The 15,979-nt window shown below is 68.5% G+C and carries 16 protein-coding genes; 14 read left to right on the plus strand and 2 right to left on the minus strand.

Annotation, left to right across the window (positions count from 1 at the left end; translation table 11 throughout):
- Window positions 1-5: 5 nt before the first annotated feature.
- Window positions 6-431: a MarR family winged helix-turn-helix transcriptional regulator gene (locus tag ACI1V7_RS11565; protein ID WP_404531909.1), complete on the minus strand. Its 426-nt coding sequence runs from the start codon at window positions 429-431 to the stop codon at window positions 6-8.
- A gap of 154 nt (window positions 432-585) precedes the next feature.
- Between ACI1V7_RS11565 and ACI1V7_RS11570 the strand changes: the two genes are divergently transcribed.
- Complete coding sequence (locus ACI1V7_RS11570) at window positions 586-1,443, plus strand: hypothetical protein (protein WP_404531910.1); 858 nt, start codon at window positions 586-588, stop codon at window positions 1,441-1,443.
- 562 nt (window positions 1,444-2,005) lie between these two features.
- Window positions 2,006-2,377, plus strand: a complete 372-nt coding sequence (locus ACI1V7_RS11575; RefSeq protein ID WP_404531911.1) for a hypothetical protein — start codon at window positions 2,006-2,008, stop codon at window positions 2,375-2,377.
- A gap of 44 nt (window positions 2,378-2,421) precedes the next feature.
- Here ACI1V7_RS11575 and ACI1V7_RS11580 read toward each other — a convergent pair whose 3' ends face one another.
- The gene (locus ACI1V7_RS11580) at window positions 2,422-3,279 is read right to left on the minus strand and encodes a pirin family protein (RefSeq protein WP_404531912.1); all 858 of its coding nucleotides are present in this window, start codon (window positions 3,277-3,279) and stop codon (window positions 2,422-2,424) included.
- Window positions 3,280-3,410: 131 nt separating this feature from the next.
- Here ACI1V7_RS11580 and ACI1V7_RS11585 point away from each other — a divergent pair, with 131 nt between their 5' ends.
- From ACI1V7_RS11585 to ACI1V7_RS11640, 12 genes are all read left to right on the plus strand, one after another.
- Window positions 3,411-4,970 (plus strand): dipeptidase, encoded by a 1,560-nt coding sequence (locus tag ACI1V7_RS11585; protein ID WP_404531913.1) that lies wholly within the window; start codon window positions 3,411-3,413, stop codon window positions 4,968-4,970.
- 221 nt (window positions 4,971-5,191) lie between these two features.
- Window positions 5,192-5,413: a sulfurtransferase TusA family protein gene (locus ACI1V7_RS11590; RefSeq protein ID WP_290412349.1), complete on the plus strand. Its 222-nt coding sequence runs from the start codon at window positions 5,192-5,194 to the stop codon at window positions 5,411-5,413.
- Between the two features lie 18 nt (window positions 5,414-5,431).
- On the plus strand, window positions 5,432-5,794 hold the full coding sequence (locus ACI1V7_RS11595) for a DsrE family protein (protein WP_314541231.1): 363 nt from the start codon (window positions 5,432-5,434) through the stop codon (window positions 5,792-5,794).
- 56 nt (window positions 5,795-5,850) lie between these two features.
- Complete coding sequence (locus ACI1V7_RS11600) at window positions 5,851-6,738, plus strand: phosphate/phosphite/phosphonate ABC transporter substrate-binding protein (RefSeq protein WP_404531914.1); 888 nt, start codon at window positions 5,851-5,853, stop codon at window positions 6,736-6,738.
- 13 nt (window positions 6,739-6,751) lie between these two features.
- Window positions 6,752-7,507, plus strand: a complete 756-nt coding sequence (gene phnE, locus ACI1V7_RS11605; protein WP_404531915.1) for a phosphonate ABC transporter, permease protein PhnE — start codon at window positions 6,752-6,754, stop codon at window positions 7,505-7,507.
- A 10-nt stretch (window positions 7,508-7,517) separates the two neighbouring features.
- Window positions 7,518-8,276, plus strand: a complete 759-nt coding sequence (phnC, locus tag ACI1V7_RS11610) for a phosphonate ABC transporter ATP-binding protein (RefSeq protein WP_404531916.1) — start codon at window positions 7,518-7,520, stop codon at window positions 8,274-8,276.
- Window positions 8,273-9,799, plus strand: a complete 1,527-nt coding sequence (locus ACI1V7_RS11615) for a 5-methyltetrahydropteroyltriglutamate--homocysteine methyltransferase (RefSeq protein ID WP_404531917.1) — start codon at window positions 8,273-8,275, stop codon at window positions 9,797-9,799. Before phnC ends, ACI1V7_RS11615 begins: the two co-directional genes overlap by 4 nt.
- A 34-nt stretch (window positions 9,800-9,833) precedes the next feature.
- A complete protein-coding gene (locus tag ACI1V7_RS11620) occupies window positions 9,834-10,172 on the plus strand; it encodes a DsrE family protein (protein WP_404531918.1) in 339 nt (112 codons plus the stop codon).
- A 380-nt stretch (window positions 10,173-10,552) separates the two neighbouring features.
- On the plus strand, window positions 10,553-11,656 hold the full coding sequence (galT, locus tag ACI1V7_RS11625; protein ID WP_404531919.1) for a galactose-1-phosphate uridylyltransferase: 1,104 nt from the start codon (window positions 10,553-10,555) through the stop codon (window positions 11,654-11,656).
- A complete protein-coding gene (locus tag ACI1V7_RS11630; protein WP_404531920.1) occupies window positions 11,653-12,792 on the plus strand; it encodes a M24 family metallopeptidase in 1,140 nt (379 codons plus the stop codon). The genes galT and ACI1V7_RS11630 overlap by 4 nt, the downstream gene beginning before the upstream one ends.
- Window positions 12,789-13,880: a galactokinase gene (gene galK, locus ACI1V7_RS11635; protein ID WP_404531921.1), complete on the plus strand. Its 1,092-nt coding sequence runs from the start codon at window positions 12,789-12,791 to the stop codon at window positions 13,878-13,880. The genes ACI1V7_RS11630 and galK overlap by 4 nt, the downstream gene beginning before the upstream one ends.
- Window positions 13,880-15,691 carry a glycoside hydrolase family 2 protein gene (locus tag ACI1V7_RS11640; protein ID WP_404531922.1) on the plus strand — a complete coding sequence of 604 codons (1,812 nt, stop codon included), beginning with the start codon at window positions 13,880-13,882 and terminating at the stop codon, window positions 15,689-15,691. The genes galK and ACI1V7_RS11640 overlap by 1 nt, the downstream gene beginning before the upstream one ends.
- Window positions 15,692-15,979 lie beyond the last annotated feature (288 nt).

Raw genomic sequence — 15,979 nt, forward strand, 5'->3', positions numbered from 1 at the left:
TGCGCTCACAGGGTGTCCTCGACGCGCTTGCGCAGGCCCTCCAGCAGGCGCGTGGCGACGGCGATGTCATCCGGGGCGACGCCTTCGAGCAGGTGGGCGCGGAACGCGTTGGCTTCCTTCTTCACCTCGGCGAACACGTTGCGGCCGGCGTCCGTCAGCTGCACCAGCTTGACGCGGCGGTCGGTGGGCGAGGGGATGCGTTCGACGAGGCCGTCGCGTTCCAAGCGGTCCAGCATCGACACCATCGACGGGCCTTCGACGCCGACCATATCGGCCAGCGCCCGTTGCGACAGCGCTTCGGGAGCCTTGGCCACCATGGCGATCGTCATCCAGCCGGATTGGCCGATGCCCAGGTGCTTCAGGCGCTTGTCGATGGCCAGGCGCCACACGCGCGCGCAATTGTGCACGGCGACCGTGAAGCGCTCGTCCATCGTGGATTCGGGTAGTCCGCTCATCATTAGGTTTGAAATAGATAGGAATCTATCGAGTTTAATTCATGCAAATAATCCTGGCAAGCCGGCTTGTGCCAGAATGGTCCCGTATGCCATCCGAATGCCTTCATTGCTTGCCGCCGTTGGAGATTCCATGCCGCAAACCGCATTGCTGACCGTCCACGGAATGGGCGAAACCCCGCGCGACTACGCCGTCGAGATCATCCGCCGCCTGGGCGAGCGCCTGGCCGACGTGGCCGAGCGCATCGATTTCCGCTCGATCTATTACCAGGACATCCTCAAGCCGAACCAGGAAACGGTGTGGGCCAGGATCGACGAGGCCACCAAGGTCCATTACGACGACCTGCGCCGTTTTTTGCTGTTCGGCTTCGGCGACGCGGCCGGGCTGGAAAACCGCAAAGAGGACGACGGTTCCGTGTACGAGCTGGCTCAGGACGCCATCGCGCGTCAGTTGCTGGGCGTGTACCGCAACGCGCCCGATGCTTCGATCGTGTTCCTGGCCCATTCGCTGGGCTGCCAGGTGCTGTCCAGCTACCTCTACGATGCGCAGAAGGCACTGGCGGGCGGGCGCGTCGGGGCGGGTGTGTGGAAGGATATCGGCGCCTGGTCCCAGCGGGCGCTGGGGCACGTGCTGACGGACGAGGAACGGCGCTTCCTCGCCGGCGGTAGCTGCGCCGCCCTCGTCACCACCGGCTGCAACATCCCGATCTTCGTGGCCGCGCACAAGCAGATGGACATCAAGCCGATCGCCCGCCCCACGCCGCGCTTCGGCTGGACCAATATCTACGATCCGGACGACGCCCTCGGCTGGCCCTTGCAGCCCCTGTCGCCGGGCTACGCGGCGCTGGTGCAGGACCGCGCGATCAATGCGGGGCAGGGCATGCTCAACTGGATCGTCAAGAGCTGGAACCCGTGGTCGCACACGGCCTACTGGAGCGACGGCCAGGTGCTCGATACCGTCGCCGCGGTGCTGCGCCGCGAGGCCGGCTGACGCGCTTCCGCAGCCGGCTTAATTCGGGGTCAGTAATTCGGGGTCAGAGCGCATTTTTCCCGACATTCGGGGTCAGAGCACTTTTTCGAGACATGGCGCCGGAGCATCCAATCGGGCCGTGGCGGGGGAGCTCGCCCGTGCGCGGTCGCGGCCATGTGCTCGAGCGCCATTGACGCGAAAAGTGCTCTGACCCCGAATTACCGGAGAAATGTGCTCTGACCCCGAATTTGTCTTCGTGGACATTGCCAAAAACCGGGCTCTGACCCCGGCTCTGACCCCGGTTTGCGGTGGCGCAGGTGGGCCGGATGAGGCCGGAAATCTTGTCAAAAACTGTATGCATTCGCTGCAATTCGGCGCCGGATTTCGACGTTTCGTCCCGCTTTTTCGACGCTCCAGCACATGCCGGATGACGCTGGCCGCTGCCCTTCCTACACTGTCTTCACTCGCCGCACATTCACGACGCGGCGAAATGAAAACCGGTGGACATTGAGGGCTGTCATTGAATGTTTTTGGAAATGGCTCTTGGTCCGACTTTTATTTCGTATCGTAAATAGGAGCAATCATGCGCATCCAACACATCCTGGCATTCGCCGCCGCCGCCACCCTGTCGCTGACGGCCTGCGCGGACCCGTCGATCACGCCGTCGGCCTTGTCGACGAACCTGGTGACGGTGCAGGGCAGCCAGGCGCCCGTCCATCGCCTGAGCCCGGACGAAGCCGCGGGCATGAACGGCCTGTTCCGCCTGGACGACGGCCGCGTCATGAAGGTGACGAACCAGAGCGCCAAGCTGTTCATGGAGCTGGATGGCAAGCGCGAGGAACTGGTGGCGACGGGATCGAACAAGTTCGTCGGACGCCACAGCGGCACCAGCGTGGCATTCGACCAGGTGCCGTTCGCGGACGAGGTCGTGGTCGGCCAGGTGGCCGGCCGTTGATGGGACGCGCCGGCCGGCCGCGGGGCCCGGGCCGGCCATGTGGTTCAGAGCGGCGCGCCGAACTTGCCCGCCTGGTAGTCGACGATCGCCTGGTTGATTTCCTGGCGCGTGTTCATCACGAACGGGCCGTGCGCGACGACGGGGGCGCGGATCGGTTCCGCATGCCCCAGCAGCAGCACCGTGGTGCCTCGCGCCACGATCTCCAGCGTATCGCCTTCCGGCTCGAACTCGGCCAGGTGCATCGAATGCACCGTGTCCGGCGCGACGTCGATGCCGCCCTTGACGACGTACACGAACGGGTTGCGCTCCAGCAGATTGTCCAGCACGAGGCGGCCGCCGTCCTGCATCTCCACCGTGCTCATGAACACGCCCGTCAGCGATGCGATGGGACCGGTGACGCCCTGGTACGTGCCCGAGATCAGGTTGACGCGCACCTTGCCCTCATCGCTCTCGACGACGGGGATCGCATCGCGCTGCAGGCCCGTGTAGCGCGGCGCCGTCATCTTCAGCGCCGGCGGCAGGTTCACCCATAGCTGCAGGATCTCGAGCGGTCCGCCCTTGTCCATGAATTCCTGGGGCGATACTTCGGCGTGCACGAGGCCGCTGCCCGCCGTCATCCATTGCACGCCGCCAGGGCCGATGATGCTTTCGTGGCCGGCGCTGTCGCGGTGCGCCAGCAGGCCGTCGAGGATGAAGGTGACGGTCTCGAAGCCGCGGTGCGGATGGGGGCCGAAGGGCAGGCCGCGGTTGTGCGGCGGATACACCTGCGGGCCGTGGTGGTTCAGGAAGAGGAAGGGATCGATCTGGTCGAGGTGGGCGCTCGGCACGGGACGCTGCGTGATCAGGTCGCCGATGTCGTCGCGCAGGGCGGGATGCACCCGCCGGATGATTTTCTGGGTCATGCTGGTCTGTCCTGGCTGTTTACGTCTTCATACGATAGCCGATCCGGCGCGCACGCGCTGACGTCCCCAGCTTCCTGCTGCCAGGCAACCCTGCTAGACTCCTCGTGCTTTTTGCATAGGGGAGACGTGGTGTGAACGAGAAGAACAGGAAGACCCTGCGCGCCGTGCCGGCCGCGCTGACACTGGCGTGGGCACTGGCCTCCGCCATGGCCCCGGCCCGCGCCGCCGTGCCGGTCGAGATGCCGGGCGACGCCGCCGTCAAGGCCGCCAAGCACGCGGTCACGACCTACCGCACGGACGTGGTCGACACGCTGGCGAAGCTGGTCAGCTTCAATACGGTGGCGGCCAAGGACGTGCCGTGCGAGCAGAACCCGGCCCACATCGCCTTCAAGAAAGCGCTCGCAGGGGAAGCGCGCCGCCTCGGCCTGGACTTCGCCGACCATGGCTGCGTGGCCATCGTCGGCCTCGGGCAGGGAGAGCAGCGCGTGGGCCTCATCGCGCACGGCGACGTGCAGCCGGTCGACCCGTCGAAGTGGAAGAAGTCGCCGTTCGAACTCGATCGCACGAGCGAGGCGGGGCGCCTGCTGGCGCGCGGCGCCGAGGACGACAAGGGCCCCATCGCCACCGCGCTGTATGCGATGAAGTCGCTGAAGGACCTGCAGCTGCCGCTGTCCAAGCGCATCGAGCTGTACGTGTACATGGCCGAGGAGTCGGACTGGGCGCCGCTGGAGCGCTTCGTCAAGGAACACCCGCTGCCGCAGGTGAACGTGACGCTGGACGCCGAGTATCCGGCCGTGACGGCCGAGAAGGGCTATGGCGTGGTGGCCGTGACGCTGCCGGCGACGGCGCCGGCGGCCGCGACCGATGGACCGGGGATCGGTGCATGGATTGGAACATTCAAGGGCGGCTTCTTCGAGAGCCAGATTCCCGAGGATGCGCAGGCGCTCGTGATGGGGGCGACGCCCGCACTGGAAGCGCAGATCCGCCAGCGCGGCGCGAAGCAGGCCGGCATGCGCTACGAGTTCGCCTGGCAGGGACAGGACCTGCGGGTGACGGCGAAGGGCGTGTCCGCGCATTCCTCGAAGCCGGAGGATGGCGTGAACGCGATCGCCATGCTGGCCGACGCGCTGGCCGTGCGGCCGTGGCCCGATGCGGGCGCCGGCGCGCTGGTGAACTTCCTCAACGAGATGGTGGGCACCGGCTTCTACGGCGACAAGTTCGGCAGCATCGCCTACCGCGACGCCTTCATGGGACCGATGACGTTCGCGCCGACCGTGATCCGCGAACAGCCCGGCGCCCTCGCGCTGTCGATCAACATCCGCCGGCCGCAGGGCAAGACGGGCGAGCAGTTGTCCAACGAGATCAATGCCGCGCTGGCCCAGTGGCAGGGCGCGCACGTGCAGCTGGCGAAGATCGACATGGACATCGGCGACCCCTGGGTCCAGACCGATGCGCCGCAGCTGCCCACGCTGCTGGGCGTGTTTTCCTATTTCACGGGCGTGAAGGATCCGAAGCCGGTGGCCATCGGCGGCGGCACCAATTCGCGCCTGTTCCCCCACGCCGTCAGCTTCGGCCCGGCGATGCCGCGCACCGTCTACACGGGGCATTCGGAGCACGAGTTCATCACGGTCAAGCAGTTGCTGCTGAACCTGCAGATGTACACGGCGGTGATGGCGGAACTCGCGAAGTAAGCGCGCCACGCACCCGAACCAACGTCATCCCCGCGCAGGCGGAGATCCAATGTCGCCGTGCAGCCTGCCTGCATGCAGACATTGGGCCCCCGCCTTCGCAGGGGTGACGGCTATTTTTCCAGTATCCCTCCGTCCCGGCCATCCCTCCCTTCCTGCAGCTTGTCCTGTTCCAGATCTTGTCGTAGACTGCGCGACAATATTTCATTTATGAAACATTCCCCATGCATCATGACATCGAATGGGACGCCGGCGACCTCGCCTGCGGCGATCTCGTGCTCGAGCTGCGCCGCCGCGTGCGCGCCGATCCGGGCAAGGTCTTCCGCGTGATCGCCCTCGATCCCGGCGCGCCGGCCGACATCCCGGCCTGGTGCGCCATGACGGGCCACGCGCTCGTCGGCCACGATCCCGATGCGTCGGCCTTCTTCATCCGCGCCAAAGACTAACCACCCAAGGAGAACCACATGTCCGGCAAGTTCCTGGTCAACCTGACGAGCAGCCTCGATAACACCGACAAGGCCACCGTCGCCTTCGTCGTCGCCAATGCCGCCGTGGCATCGGACAAGGACACCGTCGTGTTCCTGTCGATCGAAGGCGTGCGCCTGTCGCAGAAGGGTTTCGCCGACAGCATCCACGAAGAAGGCTTCGCGCCGCTGAAGGAGCTGATGGACAACTTCGCGGCCGCGGGCGGCAAGATGTACGTGTGCTCGCCGTGCTTCAAGAAGCGCAAGCTGGACGAGGACAACCTGGTGGCCGGCGCGGCCGTCGTCGGCGGCGCCAAGCTCGTCGAGTTCATGAGCGACGGCTGCCCGAGCGTCAGCTACTGATCGATATTGCACAGTGGGCGTGGGGCGCCCACCCCACCACTGATACGGAAACCGGAATGACATCGCACCGCAGGACCATCCTCGCCGCCGGCCTGGCCGCCGCCGGCACCCTGGCGCTGGGCGCCGCCGCGCCCGCGCTGGCGCAAGGCAAACGCAAATTGCGCTTCGGCGTCGGCCCGCTGCTGCCGACCGCCGAGGACACGAAGAAGGCCTACACGCCGTTCTTCGCCCACCTGGCCAAGGAGCTGAACGCCGACTTCGAACTGTTCGCCACCACCGACTGGGCCGGCATGGCCGTGGCGATGGGTTCCGGCCAGCTCGACCTGGCCTGGATGGGCCCATGGGGCTACATCATCGCCAACAATGGCACCGGCTGCATGGCGCTGGCGACCGTCAAGTACGACGAGAAGCCGTTCTACCACGCCATCGTGATCGGCAAGCCGGACCTGAACGTCGCGAAATTCCCGGACGATACGAAGGGCCTGACGATGTCCTTCGCCGACGTCGGCTCGACCTCGGGCTGGCTGATCCCCACCTGGTATGCGAAGGAAGTCTGGAAGATCGATCCGAAGGCGTTCTGGAAGTACAGCGAGGGCGCGACCCACGCCGCCAACGAGATGGCCGTGCAGGCCGGCCAGGCAGACATGGCCACCGACTTCGACCGCAACCGCAATGCGATGATCGAGTCGGGCAGGGTCAAGCCGAACGCCAACAAGATCCTGTGGACGTCGGCGCCGCTGCCGAACGACGCCATCGCCGTCCCCAAGGGCACGCCACAGGCCTTCGTCGACCAGGTGCAGAAGATCCTCACGGCGATCACCGTCGAACAGGCGAAGACGCTGCTGCCGCCGCACTACACGGGCTTCGTCAAGGCCGACCACGCCGCCTACGCATCGATCGAGAAGGCCGGCATCGCGGTCGGCAAGATCAAGCGCAAGTCCTGACGGATACGCCGCGATGCGTGCTCCGCTGCGCTGGCTGGCGTGGATCCTGGCCGCCGTGTTCTACGTCGCCTGCTGGCGCGTCGCCCAGGTCGACCCGGGCAAGCTGGCCACCGGCCTGCCCAAGCTGGGCCACTGGATCGCCTCCGCCTGGCCGCCGGCGCTGGACGAGTTGCCGCTGTTCGGCGAGCGCATCATGGAGACGGTGGCCATGGCCGCCATCGGCACCACGGCCGCCATGCTGCTGGCGCTGCCGATGGCCGTGCTGGCGAGCCGCAACGTCACGCCGCTGCCGCGCCTTTACCGCCCCGCGCGCTGGCTGCTGAACGCCCTGCGCGGCATCGATTCCTTCGTGTTCGCGCTGCTGTTCGTGGCGGCCGTCGGCCTGGGGCCGTTCGCCGGCGTGATCGGCATCGCGCTGCACACCTGGGGCAGCGCCGCCAAGCTGCTGGCCGACCACGTGGAGAACATGCCGACCGGCCCGTTCCACGCGGTGCTGGGCACGGGCGCGGGACGCTTCACGGCGATCTGCTACGCCGTGCTGCCGGAGATCCTGCCCGTGCTGCTGTCCGGCGCCCTGTACTGGTGGGAGTTCAACGTGCGCGCGTCGACGGTGCTGGGCGTCGTCGGCGCCGGCGGCATCGGCCTGGAACTGAAGAACAGCATGGACCTGCTGGATTTCCCGCGCCTGTTCACCATCATCGCGCTGATCCTCGTCGTCGTGACGGTGCTCGATGCCGTCAGCGGCTCGATTCGGAAGCGCCTCGTATGAAGCTCGAACCATGAAGCATGATCTGTTCATCGCCGAGGGCCTGGTGCGCCGCTACGGCACCCGCACGGTGCTCGACGGCGTCGGCTTCGCGCTGGGGCGCGGCGAGATGCTGGCGCTGCTGGGTCCCAGCGGCGCCGGCAAGACCACGCTGCTGCGCTGCCTGGCGGGCCTGGAACGGCCGGACGGGGGCACCGTCATGCACGCCGGCCTGGACGTGGCGCTGCTGCGCGGGCGCGAGCGGCGCCGCATCGCCATGGTGTTCCAGCAGTTCAACCTCGTAGGCCGCCTGTCGGCGCTGGACAATGTGCTGGCCGGCCGGCTCGGCCATGTGCCCGCATGGCGCGGCTGGCTGCGCCGCTTCGCGCCCGCCGACATCGCGCTGGCGCGCCGCTGCCTGGCGCGCGTGGGCCTTTCCGGCCACGAGGCCCAGCGCGCCGACACGCTGTCCGGCGGCCAGCAGCAGCGCGTGGCGATCGCGCGCGCGCTGGCGCAGCAGCCGGACCTGATCATCGCCGACGAACCCGTGGCCAGCCTCGATCCGGGCACGGGCGCCGGCATCCTCGATCTTCTGACCTCCATCTGCCGCGCCGACGGCGTGGCCGTCGTCTGCAGCCTGCACCAGCCGGACTTCGCGCGGCGCTACGCCGACCGCGCGATCGGCCTGCGCGCGGGCCGCGTCGTCGTCGATGTGCCGGCGTCCCTGCTCGGGGACGCCGAACTGCAGGCGTTGTACGATGGCGCCATCCACTCCACGGAACCACTTTCATGAGCTTCCAGCATCCCCACCAGCCGGACGTCGGTTTCGACGGCGGCGACCTCGATTGCGGCAACGGCCTGCTGCTGTTGATCCGCAAGCACATCGACCCGCTGCCGCGCGGCGGCCTGCTCGAGATCCGCTCCACCGAGATCTCGGTGGACGAGGACTTGCCGGCCTGGTGCCGCATGACGGGCAACGAGCTGGTGTCCTTCCTGCGCGACGGCAAGCGGCGCAGCTTCCTCGTCGCCAAGGGCAGGCTGGCCGAACGCACGGCCGTGGCACCGGCGCAGGTGCAGTCGCGCGGCGGCGTCGAGCTTGTCGATGTGAAGCCGCTGACGGCGTTCCCGCCGGTGGCGCCGGCGCCCGCCGTCGCGCCGCTGTCCGTGATGGGCATCGGCAGCTGGCCGCGTCCGCGCTGGATGCTGCAGGCCGTGCACGAGCATATGGAAGGGCGCCTGCCGGATGCGGAGTTCCACGCCACCGCCGACGATGCCGTGCGCCTCGCGATCACGGCGCAGCTGCGCGCGGGCGCCGACGTGGTGTCCGACGGCGAACAGCGCCGCGACAGCTATTCCAGCTTCGTCGCCTCGCGCCTGGACAACACCCAGCTGATCCCGCTGACCGACCTGCTGCCCCTGGTCGACGACCCCGAGGAATTCGAGCGCGAACTGCGCGCCCTCGACGTGCCGGCCGGCGACGTGCGCCACCCCGCCGTGTTCGGGCCGCTGGGACGCTCGCGCGGCATCGCCGTGCACGAAGTCGAGTTCGCGAAATCGCTGACGCAGCAGCCGGTCAAGGTGGCGCTGCCCGGCCCCTACCTGCTCACGCGCACCATGTGGATGGAGTGCATTTCCGACCGCGCCTACGCGAACCGCGAAGACCTGGCGAACGACATCGTGCGCGTGCTGCGCGAGGAAATCGCCTGCCTGCTGGCAGCCGGCACGGCGCTCGTGCAGCTGGACGAGCCGGTGTTGTCGGAAGTCGTGTTCAGCGGCCCGGCCACGCAGCGCAGCTTCATGTGCGGCGCGTTGTCGGAGAAGGGCGATCCGGGTGTCGAACTGGCGTTCGCGCGCGACCTCGTGAATGCCGTCGTCGCCGGTTTCCCGCGCGAGCGCCTGGCGCTGCACATGTGCCGCGGTAACTGGACGCCCGACGAGACGAAGGCGCTGGCCGGCGACTATCGCCCGCTGGTGGACACGCTGGGCCGCCTGCAGGTGGGCACGCTGTTCCTGGAACTGGCCACGCCGCGCGCCGGCGAGATGGAAGTATTGAAGTCGCTGCCGGACGACATGCGCATCGGCGTCGGCGCCTGCAACCAGAAGCATACGCACGTCGAAAGCGTGGAGCACGTGCTGCACCACGCGGAACACGCCGTGCAGCTGTTCGGCGCCCAGCGCGTGCTGCTCACGCCGGACTGCGGCTTCGCCACCTTCGCCGACAATCCGCTGAACTCCGCCGCCACGGCGGAAGCGAAGCTGGCCGCCTTGGCCGGCGCCGCGCGCATCCTGCGCGAACGGCATGGCATCGCGCTTTGAGGTCCCACTGTGAGGTCCGCACCGTGAGGCTTACATGGCACGCCTGATCGTCGTCGTCAACGATGTCGCGGAAGCGCAGGCCGAGGTGCCGCTGCGCTACGCCGCCACCGCCGCCGCGCTCGACGCCGACGTCGAACTGCATTGCGTCGGCGCCAGCGTCGCCTGGCTGGCCCGCGGCGCCGCGGGCCAGGCGCTGCTCGACCGCCTGCGCGACGCCGTCGATGCGGGTGCGCGCGTGTATGCCTGCCCGCAGGCGCTCGCCGTGCATGGCGTGGCGGCCGATGCGCTGCTGCCCGAGGTGGCGGGCATCCGCGGCGCCGCTGCCTTGCTGGCCGCGGGCTTCGCGCCCGACGCCCGCTTCATGAATTTCTGACGCCTGCCGTGTTTCCTCCCGTTCAGTCCTGCAGCGGCCGTGGCCGTTTGCTGCACTGCGCCACGCTTGCCGCCGCCTTCCCGCCGTGTAGGCGGAGGCCTTGCCACTACCGGTAAATCCTTCCAATCGATTTGTAAGTTCGCTCCTACGGTAAGTGCCGTTTCATAGGGAAAATCGTGCCCGTTCCTGCCCCTTCCCTAGGAGAGAAGGCGGGCAGGGCACGCTGTCCTTATAGCAGCCCCTGACGTGTCATTGATTGCTGGAAAGACAAGTGCTGACACGCAGAAAATGTGGCGTAAACGCCATGATAGGATCGATTCCTGACCACGGCCGCAGGTGGAATTTGCACTGCGCAACCGTATTGCCTGACATAAAAAGCCATGCACAGCGAAGACTTGATCAAACCCGACGGACGCCAACTTACCCTGTACAGCAACCAGCCGATCCCGGCCGGCCTGGCCGCGCCCAGCCCGTTCGCCGAGCCGCAGCACGCCAACCCGCACTTGCGCTGGCATCCGCTGCGCGGCGAGTGGGTCACCTATGCCGCCTACCGCCAGAACCGCACCTACCAGCCGCCGCCCCAATACAACCCGCTGGCGCCGACGAGCGACCCGGCGCACCCCACCGAGATGCCGGCCGGCGACTACGAGATCGCCGTGTTCGAGAACCGCTTTCCCTCGCTGGCGCTCGATTCGCACGATGCGCCCGCGCTGACGGTGCCGAGCGCGCCGGCCAACGGCAAGTGCGAGGTCGTCGTGTTCACGCAAGACCCGCAGGCCGCGCTGGGGCGCCTGCCGCTGTCGCGCATCGAACTGCTGCTGCAGGTGTGGGCTGACCGTACCGAACGCCTGAAGGGCCAGCACCACATCCAGTACGTGCTGCCGTTCGAGAACCGCGGCGCCGAGGTCGGCGTCACGCTGCACCATCCGCACGGCCAGATCTACGCCTATCCGTTCGTGCCGCCCGTGCCGGCGCGCCAGCTGGCGCAGGAGCGCGAGTACTACCTGCAGCATGCGTCCAGCCTCCTGTGCGACATGGCGCGCGACGAGGCCGCCGACGGCAAGCGCGTGCTGTACCGCGACGAGGAGGCGATCGCCTTCGTCCCCGCCTGTGCGCGCTATCCCTACGAAGTGTGGGTGATGCCGACCGAGCCGTGCCAGGACTTCGCGGCCCTGACCCCGGCCCAGCGCCGCAGCCTGGCGCGCGCGCTCAAGACCGTGCTGCTCAAGTTCGACACGCTGTGGGAGCGGCCGTTTCCCTACCTGATGGCGTGGTACCAGGCGCCGCTCGACGGCGCCGACCATCCGGAAACGCAGCTGCACGCCCAGTTCTATCCGCCGTACCGCACGCGCGACCGCCTGAAGTACCTGGCCGGTACCGAGCTGGCGGCCGGCATGTTCGCGATGGACGTGCTGCCCGAGACCACTGCCTACGAGTTGCAGCAGGTCGAGATCCACATCGAAGACTCCCGGGAGGCCGCATGAATCCTCAGTTGACCAATGAGGCGATCGATGCCGGCCGCGCCGCCGAGGTGGCCGCCAAGCTGCGCCTGCTGCGCGAGGCGCTGGCCGAGGGCGTGGACGGCAGCCACGCGGGCGCGATCCGCCTGCGCGGCGCCGACTGGTTCGCCTGGGCCACGGGCGGCGCCGAGGCGTCACCGCTGCTGGCCGACGGTCCGGACGGCGCCGAGCTGCTGGTCACGGCCGACGAAGCCTGCGTGCTGGCCGACGCCGTCGAGGCCGAGCGCCTGCGCGGCGCGGGACTGCCGGACGGCTTCACCTTCCACATCGCGCCCTGGGCCGAGCCCGAGCTGCACGACCGCTACGTGCTGGGCGCGGCCGGCGGCGGCATCGTGCTGTCGGACCGTCCGCAGCGCGCCGAGGACGCATTGCCGCATTCGCTGCGCCTGCGCCGCACGGCCTTGAGCGCGGACGAGCAGGAGCGCCTGCGCCAGCTGGGCCGGGATGCGGCCGCCGCGGTCGGCGACGCGCTGCGCGCCGCGCGGCCCGGCTGGACCGAATACGCGCTGGGCGCCGCCGCCGCCCAGGCGCTGATGCAGCGGGGGATCCAGCCGGCGATGGTGCTGGCGGCCGGCGCGCGGCGCATGCCGCTGCAGCGCCGTCCGGCGCCGACGGCGGAGCTGCTCGGCAGCCGCGCGCTGCTGGCGGTGAGCGCGCGCCGCCACGGCCTGCATGCGAACCTCGTGCGCTGCGTGAGCTTCGGCCCGCTGCCCGACGACCTGCGGCTGGAGCACCAGGCGCTGCTGCAGGTCGAGGCGACTGGCCTGGACGCCGTGCGCCCGGGCCAGTCGCTGGCGGCCGTGATCCACGCGCTCGACGCGGCCTACCGCCATGCCGACCGGACGGATGCGCTCCAGGCCTCGCACCAGGGCGGCATCACCGGCTATCTGCCGTACGAGATGCTCGCCAGCCCGAGCACGGCGACGGGCATCGAGACGGGCATGGCGTTCGCATTCGCGCCAGGCCTGCCCGGCATCGCCGTCCAGGACACCTTCCTGCTCGGCGCCGGCGGGCTGGACAACCTGACGGCCGATCCTGCATGGCCGTCGACGACTATCGGCGGCCGCGTGCGGCCGCTCTGGCTGGAGGCCGCACCATGACGACACCCGAGATCTTCTTCGGTGGCGCGCCCGAGGTATCCGCCACGGCGCCCGGCCGCGTGAACCTGCTGGGCGAGCACACCGACTACAACGACGGCTTCATGCTGCCGGTGGCCACGCCGCAGGCGACCACGGTGGCGCTGGCGCGCAGCAGCGACGACCAGCACCACCTGTATTCCGACACCCTCGACGGCAACGTCACGTTCGCGGCCAGGGGCGGCAGCGCGCCGCAGGGCTTCGGCAGCTATATCGAAGGCTGCATCCGCCTGATGGAGGCGCGCGGCGTGGCCGTGCCGCCGCTGCGCGTGTTCGTCACGACGGACCTGCCGGTCGGTTCCGGCCTGTCGTCCTCGGCGGCGCTCGAGGTGGCGATGCTGCGTGCGCTGCGCGAGCTGCTCGGCATCGGGCTCGATGACGTCGAGCTGGCCCGGATCGCCCAGCGCGCCGAGATCGACTATGCGCGCGTGAATTGCGGGATCATGGACCAGATGGCCTCGAGCCTGTGCGACGAACGCAGCATGCTGTTCGTCGACGCGCGCACGCTGGAGCACCGGCTGGTGGCGCTGCCCGAGGGCGCCGAACTGATCGTCGTCGATTCCGGCGTGCCGCGCACGCTCGCGGCCAGCAAGTACAACGAGCGCCGCGCCGAGTGCGAGGAAGCGGCGCGCAAGCTGGGCGTGAAGGCGCTGCGCGACGTGACGGATCCGGCCGCGCTCGACGGCCTGCCCGAGCTGCTGCGCCGGCGCGCGCGCCACGTGGTGCTGGAAGACCTGCGCGTGCTGGAGGCGGCGCAGGGCGTCCCCGCCGAGCGCTTCGGCGCCCTGATGAACGCGTCGCACGACAGCCTGCGCGACGACTACGAGGTATCGATTCCCGAACTCGACCAGCTGGTGGCGCATTTGCGCGCCGCCCCCGGCGTGTTCGGCGCGCGCCTGACGGGCGCCGGCTTCGGCGGGGCCTGCGTGGCCCTGTGCCGGACCGGCAGCGCGCGCGAGGCAGCAGAAGCAGCACTCTCCACCTACAACAAAGCCGGACGCCAGGGACGCATGCTGATCCCGGTCCCGACCCAAGGAAAGGAACAACAATAATGAGTCAGTTCGAGTATCCCCGTCCCCAACTGGTCCGCGACAACTGGATCAACCTGAACGGCAAATGGCGCTTCCGCTTCGACGATGCGCTCGAATGCAGCATGCCCGGCGGCGTGTCCGGCTGGACCCACGAGATCAACGTGCCCTACGCGCCCGAGACGGAGATGAGCGGCATCCAGGACACGGGCTTCCACCGTTTCTGCTGGTACGAACGCGACTTCGAGCTGGCGCCGACCGAGCAGCGCACGATCCTGCACTTCGGCGCCGTCGACTACTTCGCCCGGGTCTGGGTCAACGGCCAGCTGGTGGCCGAGCACGAGGGCGGCCATACGCCGTTCTCGGCCGACATCACGGCGGCGCTGAAGGCCGACGGCAAGCAGACCGTGACCGTGTTCGTCGAGGACGATCCGGCCGACCTGGCCAAGCCGCGCGGCAAGCAGGACTGGCTGCTGGAGCCGCACTCGATCTGGTATCCGCGCACCACCGGCATCTGGCAGACCGTGTGGGTCGAGCAAGTGTCGCGCTCCTTCATCCGCACGCTGCGCTGGACACCGATCTTCGAGACCTTCGAGATCGGCTGCGAGGTGTTCGCCGGCGGCGACATCCAGGAAAACATGTTCGTCGAGGTCAAGATCTGGCATGGCGACCAGCTGCTGGCCGACGACCACTACAAGCTGCTGGCGGGCGAGGCCAACCGCAAGATCGCGCTGTCCGACCCGGGCATCGACGATTCCCGCAACGCGCTGCTGTGGAGCCCGGAGCGTCCGACGCTGCTCGACGCCGAAGTGATCCTGCGCTGCGGCGACAAGGTGGTCGACCACATCAAGTCGTACACGGCGCTGCGCGCCTTCCACATCAACCGCGACCGCCTGCTGCTCAACGGCCGCCCGTATCCGCTGCGCCTGGTGCTGGACCAGGGCTACTGGACCGAATCGTTCATGACGGCGCCGTCCGACGAGCACCTGAAGCGCGACGTCGAACTGGCCAAGCTGATGGGCTTCAACGGCGTGCGCAAGCACCAGAAGATCGAGGATCCGCGCTACCTGTACTGGGCCGACAAGCTGGGCCTGCTGGTATGGGAAGAGATGCCGTCGGCCTACCGCTTCTCGCCGCACGCGATCAAGCGCATCGTCAAGGAGTGGACGGAAGCGATCGAGCGCGACTACAGCCACCCGTGCATCATCGTGTGGGTGCCGTTCAACGAATCCTGGGGCGTGCCGAACCTGACGCTGACCCAGGCCCACCGCAACGCCGTGGAAGCGCTGTACCACCTGACGCGCACGCTCGATGCGACGCGCCCCGTGATCGGCAACGACGGCTGGGAAGCGTCGGCCACCGACATCCTGGGCATCCACGACTACGACGGCGACCCGGAAAAGATCAAGGCGCGCTACGAGGTCAGCGACCCGGTGCGCACGCTGTTCGACCAGCGCCGTCCGGGCGGACGCATCCTGACGCTGGACGGCTTCCCGCACCGCGGCCAGCCCATCGTGCTGACGGAATTCGGCGGCATCGCCTACGACCCGAAAGCCGTTCCCGAGGACGGCACCTGGGGCTATACGCGTGCCGATACGGCCGAGCGTTTCCACAGCTTGTACCAAAGCCTGCTGAAGGTGGTCAACGAGACCTTCATGTTCAGCGGCTTCTGCTATACCCAGTTCGCCGATACCTTCCAGGAAGCCAATGGCCTGCTCAATGCCGACCGCACGCCCAAGCTGCCTTTCGAGGTGATCAGCGCCGCCACCCGTAACGTTCCGCTGGTAAGCAAACCGGCGGAAGGAGAAGGAGACGAAGGACAGGCCAAGGCCTGACGCATTGCCGGCGCCACGGCGCCGGCCGCGGCGCTGCGTGCCCGGATCCGAGCGGCCCGGGTGGCGCGGCGCCCACATCGCCACACACGGCTGCGCGGCGTCGCCGTGCTCCGCCTTCGGGCCGCGGCCACTGATTGGCCGATACGTGGCCAACATGTGGCCAATCAGTGGTCAATCAGTGGCCAACGAGCGGCCGATGCGCCGCCCACCGGGGCGGCAGGCCCGGCGCGCCGCACGACGCGGCAGCCCCGCCGTAGCGCCGTTTTTTCGATCAACCGACCGCCCGGC

This window comes from Massilia paldalensis (assembly GCF_044901715.1).
GTDB lineage: Bacteria > Pseudomonadota > Gammaproteobacteria > Burkholderiales > Burkholderiaceae_D > Telluria > Telluria paldalensis.